Genomic DNA, 15,048 nt, shown 5'->3' with positions numbered 1-15,048 from the left:
GTTCGCCGACGAACGGTTATAAAAAAGCCCCGCTACTGAGGCGGGGCCGGGTGACTACCAGTGACCATAACCGTGGCCATGGCCACGGCCATAGTAACCGCGTGGCGGGCCGTAATAACGCGGCGGGCCGTAGTAAATCGGTGCAGGGGCGTAGTAGACCGGTTGTTGCACGTAGACCGGCGCTGGTTGGTAGTAAACCGGTGGCGCTTGGTAATAAACCGGTTGTTGTTGTACATAGACCGGTCGATTGGCGTTAATCAGGGCCGACCCGAAGATGGCCGAACCGACGAGCGCGCCATAGATCGCTGGACCTTGCCAGCAGTTACCACAACCACCGCCATGGGCTTGCGCCTGCCCTGTGATAGCGAGTGCACCGATCAGCAAGGCAACTGCAGGAATTTTACGGATCATGATAATTCCTCGGCTCTTCGCCCCGGCGCTTGCGTCTGCAATAGACCCAAGGATTGTCGCGAGGGATACCTCTAAGACAGCATTTTTTCGAAAATCAGCACGGCCGTCGGGTAAATTTTGTGTAAGGTCTGTACCGGTTTCCTGACGGGCCCGCGCTATCTCGCGCTGCCTATACAGTAATGATCGAACAGACCCGATGGAATGGCTAATCCCGTCCATCTGAAAGTGCTGTCGAAGGAGAAAGTTTCATGCAGATGAACCCCAATCGAGACACCCAACTGTGCATGTCGCTGTCCGCGCGTCCCGGTAACTTCGGCCTGCGGTTTCACAATCATCTGTATGAACAACTGGGCCTTAACTTCTACTACAAGGCCTTCAGCAGCCAGGATTTACCCGGTGCCGTGGGGGGCATTCGCGCTCTGGGTATCCGTGGCTGCGGCGTGTCGATGCCGTTCAAGGAAGCGTGCATCGCACTGGTGGATGAACTCGACGCCTCGGCGGCGGCCATTCAATCGATCAACACCATCGTCAACACCGACGGTCATTTAAAGGCCTACAACACCGATTACATTGCCATCGAGCAACTGCTCAACACCCACGAAGTCCCCAAAGATTCAACCTTTGCCCTGCGCGGCAGCGGCGGCATGGCCAAGGCAGTGGCCAGCGCATTGCGTGACGGTGGCTACAAAAACGGCTTGATTGTCGCCCGCAATGAACGCGCCGGGCGTGCACTGGCTGAGTCGCTGGGCTATCAGTGGCAAGCGGAACTGGGCGCACAGCGGCCGCAAATGCTGATCAACGTCACACCGATCGGCATGTCGGGCGGTCCGGAGGCCGATCAACTGGCGTTCGATCCTGAAACCATCGCCGCAGCCGAGACAGTCTTCGATGTGGTGGCGATCCCCTCGGAAACACCGCTGATCGTGCGGGGACGCGCTGAAGGCAAGCGGGTGATTACCGGGTTGGAGGTCGTCGCGATCCAGGCGCTGGAGCAATTTGTGCTGTACACCGGCGTCCGACCGACAGAAGAGCAGTTTCACAAAGCTGTGGAATTTGCCCGCAGCCAGGAGTAGTCCCATGCATCCGCGCATTCTCAACCTGAACCAGATCGATCTTGAATCATTGCCCGAAGCCTTGGCGCCCACGGGCGACACGGCCGGCCGCTATCAGCAGCGAATGGCCCGCGTCGGTCAGCAACTGGGCGCGCAGAAGCTTGGGTATCGGTTGTATGTGCTGGAACCGGGTATGCGAGGCAGTCCGTTTCACAGTCATCGGGTCAACGAGGAGATGTTTTACGTCGTGGCCGGGGAAGGTGAGATTCGTCTCGGGACCGAGCGTTTCCCGATTCGGGCCGGTGACGTGATCGCTTGCCCAGCGGGGGGCCCGGAAACGGCGCATCAAATCATCAACACCAACAACGCTGAACTGCGCTATCTGGCGGTCAGCACCCAGCAATCGCCGGAGATCTGCGAGTACCCGGATTCCGGCAAATACGCGGTGATGGATGACTTCAAGGTGGATGCCGAGGGCAATGCATCAGGCTTTGTCGCCATCGCCCGGCCGGGCGACGGCGTAGATTACTGGGACGGTGAGTAACAGCCAGGCGTACGCAGACCTGTAGCAGCTGCCGAGCAGCGCGAGGCTGCGTTCGGCAGCGAAGCTGTCGTGAAATCAAGTGGCGCGGTGTTTCAGAAAGACCGCGTGTGCCGGGTAAACGACAGCTTCGCTGCCGAACGCAGCCTCGCGCTGCTCGGCAGCTGCTACTGGGGTCGAGTGGGTTATTCGAGGCGGGCCAAGCGCTCTTCCAGCGCAGCAATGCGCGCTTCCAGCTCTTCGATTCGCTCAATCGACACGCCGCTACCGGCGCCGCGCTCAACCGGATTCTGCCGCGCTGCCAGGATAACCTCGATATCCGCCGGATCCCCCAGCGCATGCATATACCGGTCCTCGCGCTGCCCGGCCTGGCGCGGGATCAACAACGCCAACCCCCGAGCAATTAAACGCTCCAGTTGATGAACCACCTGTTCGGCGTCTTCAAATTCATGCATGCGCCCGCTGCGGGTCAGCAGTTCATTGACCGTTTGCGGGCCGCGCAAGAACAACAACCCGGTCAGAATCACCTGAGCCGGCACCAACTCCAGGGCCTTGTCGACCTTGTGTTCCCAGCGATCGGCGCGACTGCCCATCACCAGTTTAGTGAAACCGCGTCCTTCCAGTGCCCGCAGGCTCTGGCCGACCTGGCCTTGGGTCAGGTTCATCACCGGTTCGCGGCTGGTTTTCTGGTTGCAAGCGATCACCAGGGCGTTGAGGGTCAGCGGATAGGTCTCCGGGCTGGTGGCCTGCTTTTCGATCAGCGAGCCCAAAATGCGGATTTCCGTGCTGTTAAGCCGCGGCTCGTCGAAGGTTGTCTCTTGCTCAGTGCTCATGGTGGCGCATCCTTACCCTGTTCATGTTTTTCACTTGCGTGGATGCACTTTAGATTGGCGAGCGCCAATGGCAACAGAATTCGTCATGCTCCCGGGGAAACGATGACGAAACCGTGATGAAATCTTAACGCCATTTTTACAATCTGACGGGCACCGTATGCGTGCTCGCGCCAGTGCTAATCGCTGTGGCCCGCAGGGATGCACCGCTCCAATCAACTGACCCATGCATCGAGTCTCTCGGTGTAGGCCACCTTTATTCGCCTCCGATAACTGAAAAATCAATAAGGGCGAGAGAGACTCCATGAGCCAAGACATTTTTGTATCCGTACTGATTCCCGCCAAAAACGAAGCCAACAACCTCAAGCCCCTGCTTGAGGAAATCCGCGTGGCCCTGGCTGACGAGCCCTACGAAATCATCGTCGTCGACGATGGCAGCACCGATGCCACCCTGCATGAACTGCGGCAGATCCGGAACAACGGCCTGAGTGAATTGCGCATCCTGCACCATGAACGCTCGCTGGGGCAGAGCACGTCGCTCTACCACGCGGCGCTCGAGGCGCGCGGACACTGGTTGGCCACCCTCGATGGCGACGGGCAAAACGATCCGGCGGACATTCCCGGCATGCTGGCGCTGGTGCGCGGCAAACCGGGGGCGAGCGACGTGCAATTGGTGGCCGGGCACCGGGTCAATCGCCGCGATACCGCGAGCAAACGCTGGGCCTCGCGTTTCGCCAATGGTCTGCGCCGCCGCTTGCTCCAGGACTCCACCCCGGATACCGGTTGCGGCTTGAAACTGATCGAGCGCGCCGCGTTTTTGCGTCTACCGTATTTCGACCATATGCATCGATTTATTCCTGCGCTGATCCAGCGTCATAACGGCCGAATGATCGTCCATCCGGTCAACCACCGCCCGCGCACCGCCGGGGTGTCCAAGTACGGCAATCTGGACCGCGCCCTGGTGGGAATCCTCGACCTGGTCGGGGTCTGGTGGCTGATCAAGCGCACGCGCCTGAACACCCATGCGAAAGAGATCGAAGGATGAACCTTTCCCGCGAAGCCTTGTGGCTGGTGGTCGGTTTTGTCGGCCAGATCGCCTTTACCGGCCGCTTTGTCCTGCAGTGGCTGTACAGCGAATACAAAAAACGTAGCGTGATCCCGGTGAGTTTCTGGTACCTGAGCATCGTTGGCAGCACGCTTTTGCTCGCGTACGCCATTTACCGGGAAGACCCGGTGTTCATCGTCGGCCAGGCCTTTGGCACTATCGTTTACTTTCGCAACTTGCAGTTGATCGCCAAAAGCAAAAACCTGAAGGAGTAGGTCATGCGCGGATCGTTATCGACCCGAAATATCACGTTGCTGGCGGCGGTCGCCATCGCGCTGTTGTTTTTCTGGGGACTGGGCAGCGTACCGTTTCTCAGTGTCAACGAGGCTCGCCGCGCCGTCACCGTGCGTGAAATGCACGAAGCCGGGAGCTGGCTGCTGCCGTACATGAACGGTGATTTGTACCTGTCCAAGCCGCCGTTTTTCTATTGGGTCGGCCTGGTATCGACGGCCGTGCTGGGCAGCGTGTCCGAGTGGAGCGTGCGCCTGCCTTCGGCGCTGGCGGCGACTTTGTGCTGCCTCGGTACGTATTGGTACGGCGTCCGGCAGGCGGGGCGTCAGGTCGGCTTGTTCGCCGTGGTGTTTCTGGCCGCAAACGGCGCCTTCAGCCTGTTCGCCCGCCGCTCGGAAATCGAGATGCTGCTGACCCTGCTGTGTTTCGGCGCTTTGCTGGCGGCGTGGCAGTTCATCTTCCAGCAGGGCCGGGTGCTGTGGAGTCGTCTCAGCTACCTCCTTTTAGGTTGTGCGCTGCTGACCAAAGGGCCGGTTTGCCTGTTGTGGGTGACGGTGCCGATCCTGGCTTACGCATTGATCTACCGTGATGCGCGGGCCAAAGCTTACCTGTGTGACGGTTGGGGCTGGCTGATGGCCCTGGTACTGGGCAGTTCATGGTACGTGGCGGTGTCGTTGAGTCAGGGCTGGGGCATTTGGGCATCGATCATCAGCGAAGACATCGTGAAGAAGATCGACGGGCAGGGCGCCGAGGCGTGGTACGCCTATCTGTTGTATCTGGCCGGTGATTTCTTCCCGTTCTGGCTGATTGTTTTTGTACAGCCGCGCAAGTTCTGGGCAATGATCCGATCGCGCCGTGAGGCGGCCATGCTGCTGTGTTGCACGCTGCTGCCGCTGCTGGTCTTTTCCATGTTCACCGAAAAACACGGCAAGTACCTGTTGCCGGTTTACCCGTCCATGGCCTTGCTGCTGGCCATGCACTGGACGGCAGTGCTCGAAGACATGAAGGGGCGCTGGCGAACCTGTCTGGCCACGGTTCCCTATGTGATGCTGGCCGGGTTTGTGGTGTTTTATGTGTTTGTCGAAGCGCGGGTGCTGTCTCACCGCTTCGGCGGTCTGGAGCAGGTCGCCACACTGGCCGCCGGGCAACCGGGCCAGAAGGCCTACAGCGTCGGTGAACCGGATATCCGCCTGGTTTATTACATGGGCCGACCGGTTGCGCCGCTGACGCTTGCGCAGTTGCAAGAAGATGCGCGCCCGGCAGGGCTGCTGTTCGCGCAAGAGCCCCTCGATCCGCAATTGCAGAACCTGGCGTCGTGCAAAGTCGGTGAAGTCGACTCCTATCTGAAACCGCACCGCGCCGCACTGCTCGTGCGCATGGGTGGGGACTGCCACTGAAAAAGACCCGTCGCAGGAGGGTCGGGCATGGCTATAATCGGCCGACGTTTTCCCCTCCTGTCACCACAAGAGACTGCTATGACCATTTCCCTGTATGACGCTTCCGTTCCAGTTTTCAAGCAAATGCTCACCGCCCTGAGTGACGTGCTGAAAAAAGCCGAAGCGCACGCTACCGAAAAGAACATCGACCCGAACGCATTCCTGCAGGCCCGTCTGTACCCGGACATGTTCCCGCTGGTGCGTCAGGTACAGATCGCCGTTGATTTCGCCAAAGGCGTTTCTTCGCGTCTGGCCGAAGTTGAATTGCCGAAGTACGAAGACACCGAAACCACCTTCGCCGAGCTGCAAGCACTGCTGACCAAGGTTCTGGCATACATCGCCGAGATCAAGCCGGAGCAGATCAATGGCAAGGAAGGCATCGAGATCGTTACCCGTCCGGGCACTCCGAAAGAGAAGCGCTTCAGTGGCCAGGCTTACCTGCTGAGCTACGGCCTGCCGCAGTTCTTCTTCCACGTCACCACTGCGTACGCACTGCTGCGTCACAACGGTGTGGAAGTGGGCAAGCGCGATTACATGGGCGCGTTCTAAACCGTCCAGATACAAAAAAGCCCCCGCAGCCTTGGGTTGCGGGGGCTTTTTCATGTGCCAACATTCTTCACCAACACCGCCGCCCCTGTAGGAGTGAGACCGGCTTGCCGGCGATAGCGGTCTATCAGTCGCGTCAATGTTGACCGACACACCGCTATCGCCGGCAAGCCGGTCTCACTCCTACAGGGGGCGGCGGTGTTAGTTAGGCCAGACGTTCGGCTTTCTGTTCTTCACCCAGGCAAGCCGCGGCGGTGAACAGCACGTCAGTAGAGGAGTTCAGCGCCGTCTCCGCCGAATCCTGCAACACGCCAATGATGAACCCGACCGCCACCACCTGCATGGCGATTTCGCTCGGGATGCCGAACAGGCTGCACGCCAGTGGGATCAGCAGCAACGAACCACCCGCCACGCCCGAGGCGCCACAGGCGCAGATTGCCGCGACGACACTCAGCAGAATCGCGGTCGGAATGTCCACGGTGATGCCCAGGGTGTGCACTGCTGCAAGGGTCAACACGGTGATGGTGATCGCCGCACCAGCCATGTTGATGGTCGCGCCCAGCGGGATCGACACCGAGTAGGTGTCTTCATGCAGGCCCAGACGCTTGCTCAACTCCAGGTTGACCGGAATGTTCGCCGCTGAGCTGCGAGTGAAAAACGCAGTAATGCCACTCTCGCGCAAGCAAGTCAGCACCAGCGGATACGGGTTGCGACGCAGCTTCCAGAACACGATGACCGGGTTCATCACCAGTGCCACGAACAACATGCAGCCGAGCAGCACCGCCAGCAAATGTGCATAGCCGATCAAGGCGCCGAAACCGGAGGTGGCGAGGGTCGAAGCCACCAGGCCGAAGATCCCCAGCGGTGCGAAGCGAATCACCAGCCGTACGATCAGCGTCACGCCGTTGGACAAGTCGCCCAGCACTTCACGGGTGGTATCGCCGGCATGGCGAATCGCGACGCCCATGCCGATGGCCCAAGCCAGGATGCCGATGAAGTTAGCATTCATCAGCGCACTCACCGGGTTATCTACCACGCTCAGCAGCAGGCTTTGCAGCACTTCGCCGATACCACCTGGCGCGGTGACCGCGACATCGTGGGTGGCGAGCACCAGGCTCGACGGGAACATCATGCTGGCCACCACCGCGACTACCGCCGCGGCAAACGTCCCCAGCAAATACAAAAACAGGATCGGCCGAATGTGGGTTTCCTGGCCGTGCTTATGGTTGGCAATGGACGCCATGACCAGCACGAACACCAGAATCGGCGCGACGGCTTTCAGTGCAGAGACGAACACTTTGCCGATGAAGGCGCAGGACTTGGCCACGTCCGGCGCGAACAGCGCCAGGGCAATCCCGGCGATCAGGCCGATGATGATTTGCGTGACCAGACTCAAGCGTTTCAGGCGTTGCAATAGCGAAGGGGATGAAGCGGTCATAAAACGGCATCTCTGATTTTTTATAGGTGCAGGATTTCGCAGGTATGCAGCAACAAACAGGGCAGGCCGCAGGCTGGAAACCGAAAGGAACCACAGGGTGTACGTTTTTCAGGGCGCGGACTTTATCACAGCGCAGGACTGATCCTTCAGGGCTGTGACGATCTGCCACCCGCGCAATCAACGAGATAAGCAGGTTCGTGCAACCCTGTTTGGAAACACTCTGTTAAGATTCGCCATCCTCATTTTCAAGTCTGCCAGTGGGCCTTCGGGCTATTCGCTGGCGTCGTCGTTTTCTGGAGTTGTACATGCTGTTGCCCATTCTTCTGTTGTCTGCCGCCGGTTTCACGGTGCTGACCACGGAGTTCGTTATTGTCGGCCTGTTGCCGGCCATCGCCCGAGATCTTGAAGTCAGCATCCCGCAAGCGGGTTTGCTGGTGACCTTGTTCGCCTTTACCGTCGCGGCCTTCGGGCCGTTCCTGACCGCGTACTTCGCACGCTTTGAACGCCGCAAGCTGTTCATTTCGGTGCTGATCATGTTCGGTCTGGCCAACACTCTCGCGGCGTTTGCGCCCAATATCTGGGTGATGGCTTTCGCCCGGTTGATTCCCGCACTCGGGTTGCCGGTGTTCTGGGCCCTGGCCAGTGAAACGGCGGTGGATATTGTCGGCCCCGACTACGCGGGGCGCGCCATCGCCAAGATCGGCTTCGGCATTGTTTGTGCCACGGTGTTCGGTATTCCGGTGGGCACGCTGATTTCCGATGCGTTCGGCTGGCGCAGCGCCTTTGGCATTCTGGCGGTGATCGCCTTTGCCAAAGCCTTGCTGTTGTTTATCTACCTGCCGAAAACCAACCTGCACCAGCATCAGGTGAGTTTCCGTTCGCAATTCAAAATCCTGCGCAGCCCGCTGATGGTCGGCCATGTGGTGTTGTCGATTGTGGTCTTCAGCGGCATGTTCACCGCTTACACCTACCTGGCGGACATTCTTGAGCGCCTGGCCGGTTTTGACGGCACGGTGGTCGGCTGGTGCCTGATGGGCTTTGGCGCGGTCGGGCTGATCGGTAACTCGCTGGGCGGCCGTGCGGTGGATCGTCATCCGCTGATCGCTTCGGTGATGTTCTGCGCGTTCATGATTGCCGGCCTGGTAGCGCTGGTGCCGAACATTCACTCGCCCTTCGGTCTGGCGGCAGCGATGGGCATCTGGGGCGTGACGCAGGCGGCGTTGTTCCTGGTCAGCCATGTGCGCCTGATGAAGGCGGCGCCCGAGGCGCCGGCGTTCGCTGCGTCGCTGAACATTGCCGGGGCCAACCTCGGCATCGGTCTGGGTGCCATGGTCGGCGGCCGGGTGATCGACAACGTCGGGTTGCAAGGCCTTGGTTTTGCGGCGGCCGGTTTTATTCTCGCCTCGATTCTTCTGGCGATTGCGCTAATGACCTTCAAGCCGCGTGAAATCTGCGCCTGAAGCTTACAGTTCAGTAAACAACTGGCGTCGGGCACCTTCGGTAATGGCGACAATGCCGGGGTGCTTGACCTTGCGTTCCACTGAAATGGCGTAGAACGACTCGGTCACAGTGTCGGTCTGGCCAATCACTTCCACGCCACATTGGCGTTTCACTTCGTCGGCAATCACGCTCGGGCCGATGAAAATCCCGCTGCCGGACTGACCGAAAGCCTGCATCAACGCGCTGTCGTCGAACTCGCCGACGATGCGCGGCTGGATTTGCTGTTCGGCGAACCAGCGCTGCAAGCGGTTGCGCACCACGGTTTCCGGCCCCGGAATCAACAGCGGCGCGCCGTTCAGGCTGCGAGGGAAATCCTGACCATACCGCGCAGCCAATTCAGCCGTGGCGAAGAAGCTGATTCCGCATTCCCCGAGTTTCTGGCTGTAGCCCTTGATATCGAGGTGCGAGGGCATCGGACTGTCGGAAATCACCATGTCCAGACGCTGGATTGCCAGGTCAGCGAGCAAGCGTTCGAGTTTGTCTTCGCGGCAGGTGATGCGTAGCGGCTCGCTCAATTCCATGGTCGGCGCAATCAGTCGATAGACGATGGACTTGGGCACGACGTCCGCGACACCGACCCGAAACTGAATCTGCTGCTCGTTGGGCTGCGCTCGCAGCATCAGTTCCAATTCACCACCCAGCTGAAACATTTGTTCGGCGTAGGGCAGGGCCTGACGGCCCGCCTCGGTGAGTTCAAGTTGCCGGCCCACGCGTTGAAACAACTCGATGCCGTAGGTTTGCTCAAGCAACGAGATTTGCCCGCTGATGGTCTGGGGTGTCAGGTTGAGCTGCTCGCAGGCGCGCACGATGCTGCCGGTCTTGGCCACCACCCAGAAGTAATGCAGTTGCCGATAGTTGAGCATGACGGTCTACAGTTCGTAAAAACCGAAGTATAACCGCTAAAAATACGAATTTTACTGAAGTGTTTGCGTCTCTAGAATGCGTCGCTATCAACGGGCCATGGTTTTGGTGCCGTTTGTTCTAACGAGGGAAGCATCATGAAGTTCAAAACCACAGCAGTGCTGTTCGCGTCTTTACTGGTATTGGCCGGTTGCGACCAGGCCGAAAAAAGCGCTCAGCAACTGATGGGCAAGGCTGCCGAAAGCGCTAAACAGGCGATTGACGACACCCACAAGGCCGCGGAACAAGCACTCAGCGACGCCACCGGCGGCATAATCAGCAAGAAAGAACCATCGGGCGATAACAAAGAAAAAACTGAATCTTCGTCCCAGGAAATCTAACGTCTAATACGAGTCAGGACTGACCCATGGAATACCTTTTAGAACTTGTTGCAAGCCCTGCCGCCTGGGTCGCTCTGGCCACCCTGGTGGTGATGGAAATCGTGCTCGGTATCGATAATCTGATCTTTATCTCGATCCTGACCAATAAACTGCCTGAACAGCATCGACAGAAAGCCCGCCGCATTGGTATCGGCATGGCGCTTATCCTGCGTTTGGCGCTGCTGAGCACCATCGCGTTCATCGTCCAGTTGACGGCGCCTGTGATCGAAATCCTCGGCCACGCGTTCTCCTGGAAGGACATGATCCTGATTGCCGGCGGCCTGTTCCTGTTGTGGAAGGCGACCACCGAAATCCATCACAGCATGGACCCGGCGCCTGAAGATCCGAAGTCGGCGACGTCGACTGTGACCCTGGGCTTTGCCGCTGCGATTGGTCAGATCCTGTTGCTGGACATGGTGTTCTCCATCGACAGCATCATCACCGCTGTCGGCATGACCGAGCACTTGCCGATCATGATCATCGCGGTGGTGGTGTCGGTACTGGTGATGTTGCTGGCGGCTGATCCATTGGCCAAGTTCATCAATGACAACCCGACGATTGTGATGCTGGCGCTGGGCTTCTTGATCATGATCGGCATGACGCTGATCGCCGAAGGCTTCGGCGCCCACGTACCGAAAGGCTACGTCTATGCGGCCATGGTTTTCTCGGCAGCGATCGAGTGCTTGAACATGATGTCGCGCCGGGCCAGGCAGAAGCGCATTGCCTCTGAAGCTTGATCGGCGATAAATGAAAAGGCCGCCTGAATACGAATGTGTTCAGGCGGCCTTTTTTTGAAGACTGAAATGGCTATTCAGTGCGCGGTGGCGTGGTGTTCTGCTGGTTTTTCGTTGTCGGCTACAGTCGTCGATTGAGCCGGGTGGTGATGGTGCCGCCGGGTAATGCGCAGGACTCCCCATAACATGGCAGCGGCGACGGCCAGCCAACCAGTAATCAACATCACGATCGTCATTGCCAGGCTCATCGTGCCTCCTCTTTGCCCTGCATCGGGCACACACGTTTTGCAAATATCAGTCTAGTCGCAGCTGTGTGTCAGACAATTGACCAAAGGTCGACTGTCACTAATCAGTTTGCTCTATCGAAAGCACGCAACTGCCGGTTAAAGCTATACCGTTGTCGCGCGGCGTCCTATGATCGACGGCCAAGCCGGGAGCCAGTTGCCCGGCGTCTAAATAAGAGCGTGAAGATGGAGCAGGTATTTTCTCGAATTCGAGCGGCGGCGCTGATTGTTGGCTGCGTTGCCGGGTTGGCAGGTTGCGCCGGGAGTGTTGCGCCTGAAATCCAGCGTCTGCCGGAGCGGGTGGAACTCAGCGGCACGTTCTACCGCGGGCAAGCCTATCAAAGCGGACCGCAAGTGTTGGCCAGCATGTTGGCGCAGCAGGGCATCGTGATTACCCCGGGTTTGCTCGAAAAACCGCTGCATTTGCCGGGCGCCGAGGACAAGTTGCAGCAGAACATGCAGAACCTCGCCCGTGAATACGGGATGGTGGTTTACCCCCTAGACAGCACTTTGCCTGCGCTGCTGACTCAGGTCGCTGCCGGCTATCCGGTGATGGTGCGCTTCACGGAAGGCACGGCGCTCTGGTCTGAGCCGCGCTACGCCATTCTCGCCGGTTACAACCGTAAGAAGCAGACGGTGTTGCTGCGCGCGGGGATGGATCGTCGGGATTTGATGAGCTTCAGTTCGTTTGAATCCTCGTTCAAGGATGCTGGCGGCTGGGCCGTGCTGATCCAGAAGCCGAATCAGATTCCGGCCAACGTTGATCAGCAGCGTTGGCTCAAGGCGGCGAATGATCTGGGGCAGGCCGGTCAGGAGCAAGCGGCTGCGCGGGCCAAGAAGGCCTTGACCACGCAGTAAACGTCCGTTCGTCATTCTGCATGGCACTGTCGTGCGCACTCGCTCTCTAAAGGAAAGCGCCCGGATTTGTCCGGGCCACACCCAAGGAGGCGCCCATGGCACATTCCACTACCCCTGAGGGGCCGCACTCGTCCGAGCATTCTTCGGACGATGAGTTGGGGTTCGATCCCGATTCGCCGGACCTCGCCGACCCTCAGGTCGATCCCATCGGTCCCGCTAAGGCGCCCAGGGACGTGAAACCGGGCGACAACCCAAAGGCGCCAGCGAAGCCTTACGACCCTCTCGCTGATCTGAAACCCTGAGCCTGATGAGGTGCCTATGTCTACCGATTCGAGTTTTGATGACAAACGTCCGGACAGCGTTCCGACAACCCCTGAACAGGACCTGGACCCGGTGATGGATCCGGACAGTCCGTTGCGCGATCCTTTGGCCAGGCCAGTGGTGGTGCCGACGGAGCCTCCCAAGGGCTATCGTGACCCGAGCGCCGGGGACGGTATTCCGGATGATGATCAGATGCCGCTGCCCAACGACTGACATCCGCCCAAATAAAAAGCCCCGAATGTTCGGGGCTTTTTATTTGGGCTTTGTTCGGGGGCGCTTGTCTATTTCGAGGCTTCAATCACCCCGGTCTGACGGCTTTTGAGGTTCTTGTCGGACTTGTATTGCAAGGCTACGGAAGGCACATCTGCGGCCTTGCCGGATTCTACCCAGTTGCGAATACGGGTAGCGTCGGCAAAGTGGGTGTACTTGCCATAGGCATCCAGAATGACCAGCGCAACCTGGCGATTTCCCATGCTGGTGACCAGCACAAGGCAGTGACCCGCCTCGTTGGTAAAGCCGGTTTTCGTCAGCTGGATGTCCCACTCCTGTTTGCGGACCAAATGGTCGGTATTGCGGAATGCCAGGTTGTAGTTGGGCTTGCGGAACGACACGATCTTTTCTTTGGTCGTACTGAGCTCGGTCAGTAGCGGTTGCTTGTGCGCAGCGACCAGCAGTTTGCTCAGGTCACGTGCAGTGGACACGTTTCGTGGGGAGAGGCCGGTTGGCTCAACAAAGTGGGTGTTGGTCATGCCCAGCGCCCTGGCCTTGGCGTTCATCGCGGCGATGAACGCCGCATAGCCGCCCGGATAGTGGTGAGCCAGGCTCGCTGCCGCGCGGTTTTCCGAAGACATCAGCGCAATCAGGAGCATTTCCCGGCGCGGCATTTCGCTCTTGAGTTTGACCCTGGAGTACACACCCTTCATTTCCGGCGTGTCGCTGATGTTGATGTTGATGTATTCGTCCATATTCTGGCGGGCTTCAACCACGACCAGGCCCGTCATCAGTTTGCTGACGGACGCAATCGGTACCACCACGTCAGGGTTGCTGGCGTAGATGATTTTGTTGGTCTGCATATCCATGACTAATGAGCTGCCGGAAGCGAGTTTGAGATGTGTCGTATCTCGAGGCGCAGCGGTGGTATCGCCAGCGCTGGCGATTGGCGTGATGAAAGACCCTGTAACTGCAAAAAATAGGCTCAGGATGGATAGACGGATTTTCACGCTGGCAGACTCATTATGTGTTGATACGCCGTTTTGTAACGGGCTATTTCGTAAAAAGCGCGACATTCTGGAGTATGGCTGAATAACTGTCGATGGTTGTTCCGGGAAGTAATGAAAGTCTTCTGGAATATGAAAAAAACGTCATTTTCCGGCGGCTGGTCGAACTTTTTCTTCGGGCAAAAAGAACCCCGCCGAGGGCGGGGTTGTTTAACTCGCTGTTTGCGTCTGCTATGGCGCTTAGCTGTGCAGGGTTTCCGCCGCGTACAGCGTGTTTTCCAGCAGGCAGGCGCGGGTCATCGGGCCAACGCCACCCGGTACTGGTGTGATCCAGCCGGCGCGGGGCAGGGCGGTTTCGTAAATCACGTCGCCGACCAGTTTGCCGTCTTCCTGGCGGTTGATACCGACGTCAATCACGATTGCGCCTTCCTTGATCCACTCACCCTTGACCAGGCCGGGCTTGCCAGCGGCAACCACCACCAGATCGGCACGACCAACGTGGCCGGCCAGGTCCTTGGTGAAGCGGTGGGTGACGGTCACGGTGCAGCCGGCCAGCAGCAATTCCATCGCCATCGGGCGGCCAACGATGTTGGACGCGCCAACAACCACGGCATTCATCCCGTAAAGATCGACACCGGTGCTTTCCAGCAAGGTCATGATGCCTTTAGGGGTGCATGGACGCAGCAGTGGAATACGCTGGGCCAGACGACCGACGTTATAAGGGTGGAAACCGTCGACGTCTTTATCCGGACGAATGCGCTCCAGCAATTTGGAAGCGTCCAGGTGTTCAGGTAATGGAAGCTGAAGCAGAACGCCGTCTATTGTCGGGTCGTCGTTCAGGCGATCGATCAGATCGGTCAGCGCTTCTTGAGTGGTTTCGGAAGGCAGGTCGTAGGCTTGGGATTTAAAGCCGACCTCTTCGCAGTCTTTACGCTTGTGCGAGACATAAACCTGAGAGGCGGGATCGCTGCCGACCAGGATTACCGCGAGGCCGGGTGTGCGCAAGCCTTGCTCGCGACGCTCGGCGACTCGTTTGGCGATCTGCTGGCGCAGGCTGGCGGCGATCGATTTGCCGTCGATTAGTTGTGCAGTCATTGCGCGTGATTAACCATCGAGAGGGGAAAAAAAGAGAACGCATTCTCGCATGTCATGAGGTGAGGGCAAAGGCGCTTGGTCTGCAAATTCCCCTAACTCCTTTAATTAAATGAATTTTTTTTAAAAAGCATTTGACGACCCTCGGGGGGCTCTATACTATTCGTCGCAC

General features: G+C 58.7%; 18 protein-coding genes and 1 pseudogene. 12 read left to right on the top strand and 7 right to left on the bottom strand.

Annotated elements, in window-relative coordinates:
* Positions 1-54: 54 nt before the first annotated feature.
* Positions 55-411 (bottom strand): hypothetical protein, encoded by a 357-nt coding sequence (locus ACWGZX_RS03910; protein WP_452627362.1) that lies wholly within the window; start codon positions 409-411, stop codon positions 55-57.
* A gap of 248 nt (positions 412-659) precedes the next feature.
* Here ACWGZX_RS03910 and ACWGZX_RS03905 point away from each other — a divergent pair, with 248 nt between their 5' ends.
* A complete protein-coding gene (locus ACWGZX_RS03905) occupies positions 660-1,484 on the top strand; it encodes a shikimate 5-dehydrogenase (RefSeq protein WP_452627361.1) in 825 nt (274 codons plus the stop codon).
* Positions 1,485-1,488: 4 nt separating this feature from the next.
* Complete coding sequence (locus ACWGZX_RS03900; RefSeq protein WP_452627360.1) at positions 1,489-2,007, top strand: cupin domain-containing protein; 519 nt, start codon at positions 1,489-1,491, stop codon at positions 2,005-2,007.
* Between the two features lie 182 nt (positions 2,008-2,189).
* Here ACWGZX_RS03900 and ACWGZX_RS03895 read toward each other — a convergent pair whose 3' ends face one another.
* Positions 2,190-2,837 carry a YceH family protein gene (locus ACWGZX_RS03895; protein ID WP_452627359.1) on the bottom strand — a complete coding sequence of 216 codons (648 nt, stop codon included), beginning with the start codon at positions 2,835-2,837 and terminating at the stop codon, positions 2,190-2,192.
* A 301-nt stretch (positions 2,838-3,138) separates the two neighbouring features.
* Between ACWGZX_RS03895 and ACWGZX_RS03890 the strand changes: the two genes are divergently transcribed.
* The 4 genes from ACWGZX_RS03890 (at position 3,139) to ACWGZX_RS03875 (ending at position 6,155) form a co-directional block, all read left to right on the top strand.
* The gene (locus tag ACWGZX_RS03890) at positions 3,139-3,879 is read left to right on the top strand and encodes a glycosyltransferase family 2 protein (RefSeq protein WP_452627358.1); all 741 of its coding nucleotides are present in this window, start codon (positions 3,139-3,141) and stop codon (positions 3,877-3,879) included.
* Complete coding sequence (locus ACWGZX_RS03885; RefSeq protein WP_223517455.1) at positions 3,876-4,154, top strand: lipid-A-disaccharide synthase N-terminal domain-containing protein; 279 nt, start codon at positions 3,876-3,878, stop codon at positions 4,152-4,154. The genes ACWGZX_RS03890 and ACWGZX_RS03885 overlap by 4 nt, the downstream gene beginning before the upstream one ends.
* Positions 4,155-4,157: 3 nt before the next feature.
* Positions 4,158-5,567 (top strand): ArnT family glycosyltransferase, encoded by a 1,410-nt coding sequence (locus ACWGZX_RS03880; RefSeq protein ID WP_452627357.1) that lies wholly within the window; start codon positions 4,158-4,160, stop codon positions 5,565-5,567.
* Positions 5,568-5,645: 78 nt separating this feature from the next.
* A complete protein-coding gene (locus ACWGZX_RS03875; RefSeq protein ID WP_452627356.1) occupies positions 5,646-6,155 on the top strand; it encodes a DUF1993 domain-containing protein in 510 nt (169 codons plus the stop codon).
* 202 nt (positions 6,156-6,357) lie between these two features.
* Here the strand turns inward: ACWGZX_RS03875 and sstT are convergent, their stop codons facing one another.
* A complete protein-coding gene (sstT, locus tag ACWGZX_RS03870; RefSeq protein WP_452627355.1) occupies positions 6,358-7,590 on the bottom strand; it encodes a serine/threonine transporter SstT in 1,233 nt (410 codons plus the stop codon).
* A 305-nt stretch (positions 7,591-7,895) separates the two neighbouring features.
* Here sstT and ACWGZX_RS03865 point away from each other — a divergent pair, with 305 nt between their 5' ends.
* Positions 7,896-9,050 (top strand): MFS transporter, encoded by a 1,155-nt coding sequence (locus ACWGZX_RS03865; RefSeq protein WP_223517446.1) that lies wholly within the window; start codon positions 7,896-7,898, stop codon positions 9,048-9,050.
* A gap of 3 nt (positions 9,051-9,053) precedes the next feature.
* Here the strand turns inward: ACWGZX_RS03865 and nhaR are convergent, their stop codons facing one another.
* Positions 9,054-9,953, bottom strand: coding sequence for a transcriptional activator NhaR (nhaR, locus tag ACWGZX_RS03860; RefSeq protein ID WP_452627354.1), 900 nt, complete (start codon positions 9,951-9,953; stop codon positions 9,054-9,056).
* A 135-nt stretch (positions 9,954-10,088) separates the two neighbouring features.
* Between nhaR and ACWGZX_RS03855 the strand changes: the two genes are divergently transcribed.
* Together ACWGZX_RS03855 and ACWGZX_RS03850 are read left to right on the top strand one after the other, a co-directional pair.
* Positions 10,089-10,331, top strand: coding sequence for a hypothetical protein (locus ACWGZX_RS03855; RefSeq protein ID WP_452627353.1), 243 nt, complete (start codon positions 10,089-10,091; stop codon positions 10,329-10,331).
* Positions 10,332-10,357: 26 nt separating this feature from the next.
* Positions 10,358-11,107, top strand: a complete 750-nt coding sequence (locus ACWGZX_RS03850) for a TerC family protein (protein WP_452627352.1) — start codon at positions 10,358-10,360, stop codon at positions 11,105-11,107.
* A 74-nt stretch (positions 11,108-11,181) separates the two neighbouring features.
* Here the strand turns inward: ACWGZX_RS03850 and ACWGZX_RS03845 are convergent, their stop codons facing one another.
* Positions 11,182-11,352 carry a hypothetical protein gene (locus ACWGZX_RS03845; protein WP_223517432.1) on the bottom strand — a complete coding sequence of 57 codons (171 nt, stop codon included), beginning with the start codon at positions 11,350-11,352 and terminating at the stop codon, positions 11,182-11,184.
* A gap of 166 nt (positions 11,353-11,518) precedes the next feature.
* Here ACWGZX_RS03845 and ACWGZX_RS03840 point away from each other — a divergent pair.
* From ACWGZX_RS03840 to ACWGZX_RS03830, 3 genes and pseudogenes are all read left to right on the top strand, one after another.
* Positions 11,519-12,246 (top strand): annotated as a pseudogene (locus ACWGZX_RS03840) (peptidase C39 family protein).
* A gap of 95 nt (positions 12,247-12,341) precedes the next feature.
* Complete coding sequence (locus ACWGZX_RS03835) at positions 12,342-12,548, top strand: DUF6021 family protein (RefSeq protein WP_452627351.1); 207 nt, start codon at positions 12,342-12,344, stop codon at positions 12,546-12,548.
* A 16-nt stretch (positions 12,549-12,564) separates the two neighbouring features.
* Positions 12,565-12,780, top strand: coding sequence for a hypothetical protein (locus ACWGZX_RS03830; RefSeq protein ID WP_223517426.1), 216 nt, complete (start codon positions 12,565-12,567; stop codon positions 12,778-12,780).
* 68 nt (positions 12,781-12,848) lie between these two features.
* On the opposite strand, the gene pbpG is transcribed toward ACWGZX_RS03830, so the two are convergent.
* Both pbpG and folD read right to left on the bottom strand, forming a co-directional pair.
* Positions 12,849-13,787 (bottom strand): D-alanyl-D-alanine endopeptidase, encoded by a 939-nt coding sequence (gene pbpG / locus ACWGZX_RS03825; RefSeq protein ID WP_452628961.1) that lies wholly within the window; start codon positions 13,785-13,787, stop codon positions 12,849-12,851.
* Between the two features lie 237 nt (positions 13,788-14,024).
* The gene (gene folD / locus ACWGZX_RS03820) at positions 14,025-14,879 is read right to left on the bottom strand and encodes a bifunctional methylenetetrahydrofolate dehydrogenase/methenyltetrahydrofolate cyclohydrolase FolD (protein WP_223517424.1); all 855 of its coding nucleotides are present in this window, start codon (positions 14,877-14,879) and stop codon (positions 14,025-14,027) included.
* Positions 14,880-15,048: the final 169 nt, after the last annotated feature.

The organism is Pseudomonas sp. CLCA07 (assembly GCF_053615335.1).
Note: the sequence above shows the minus strand (reverse complement) of the source record. Positions and strands in the feature narration are given on the sequence as shown.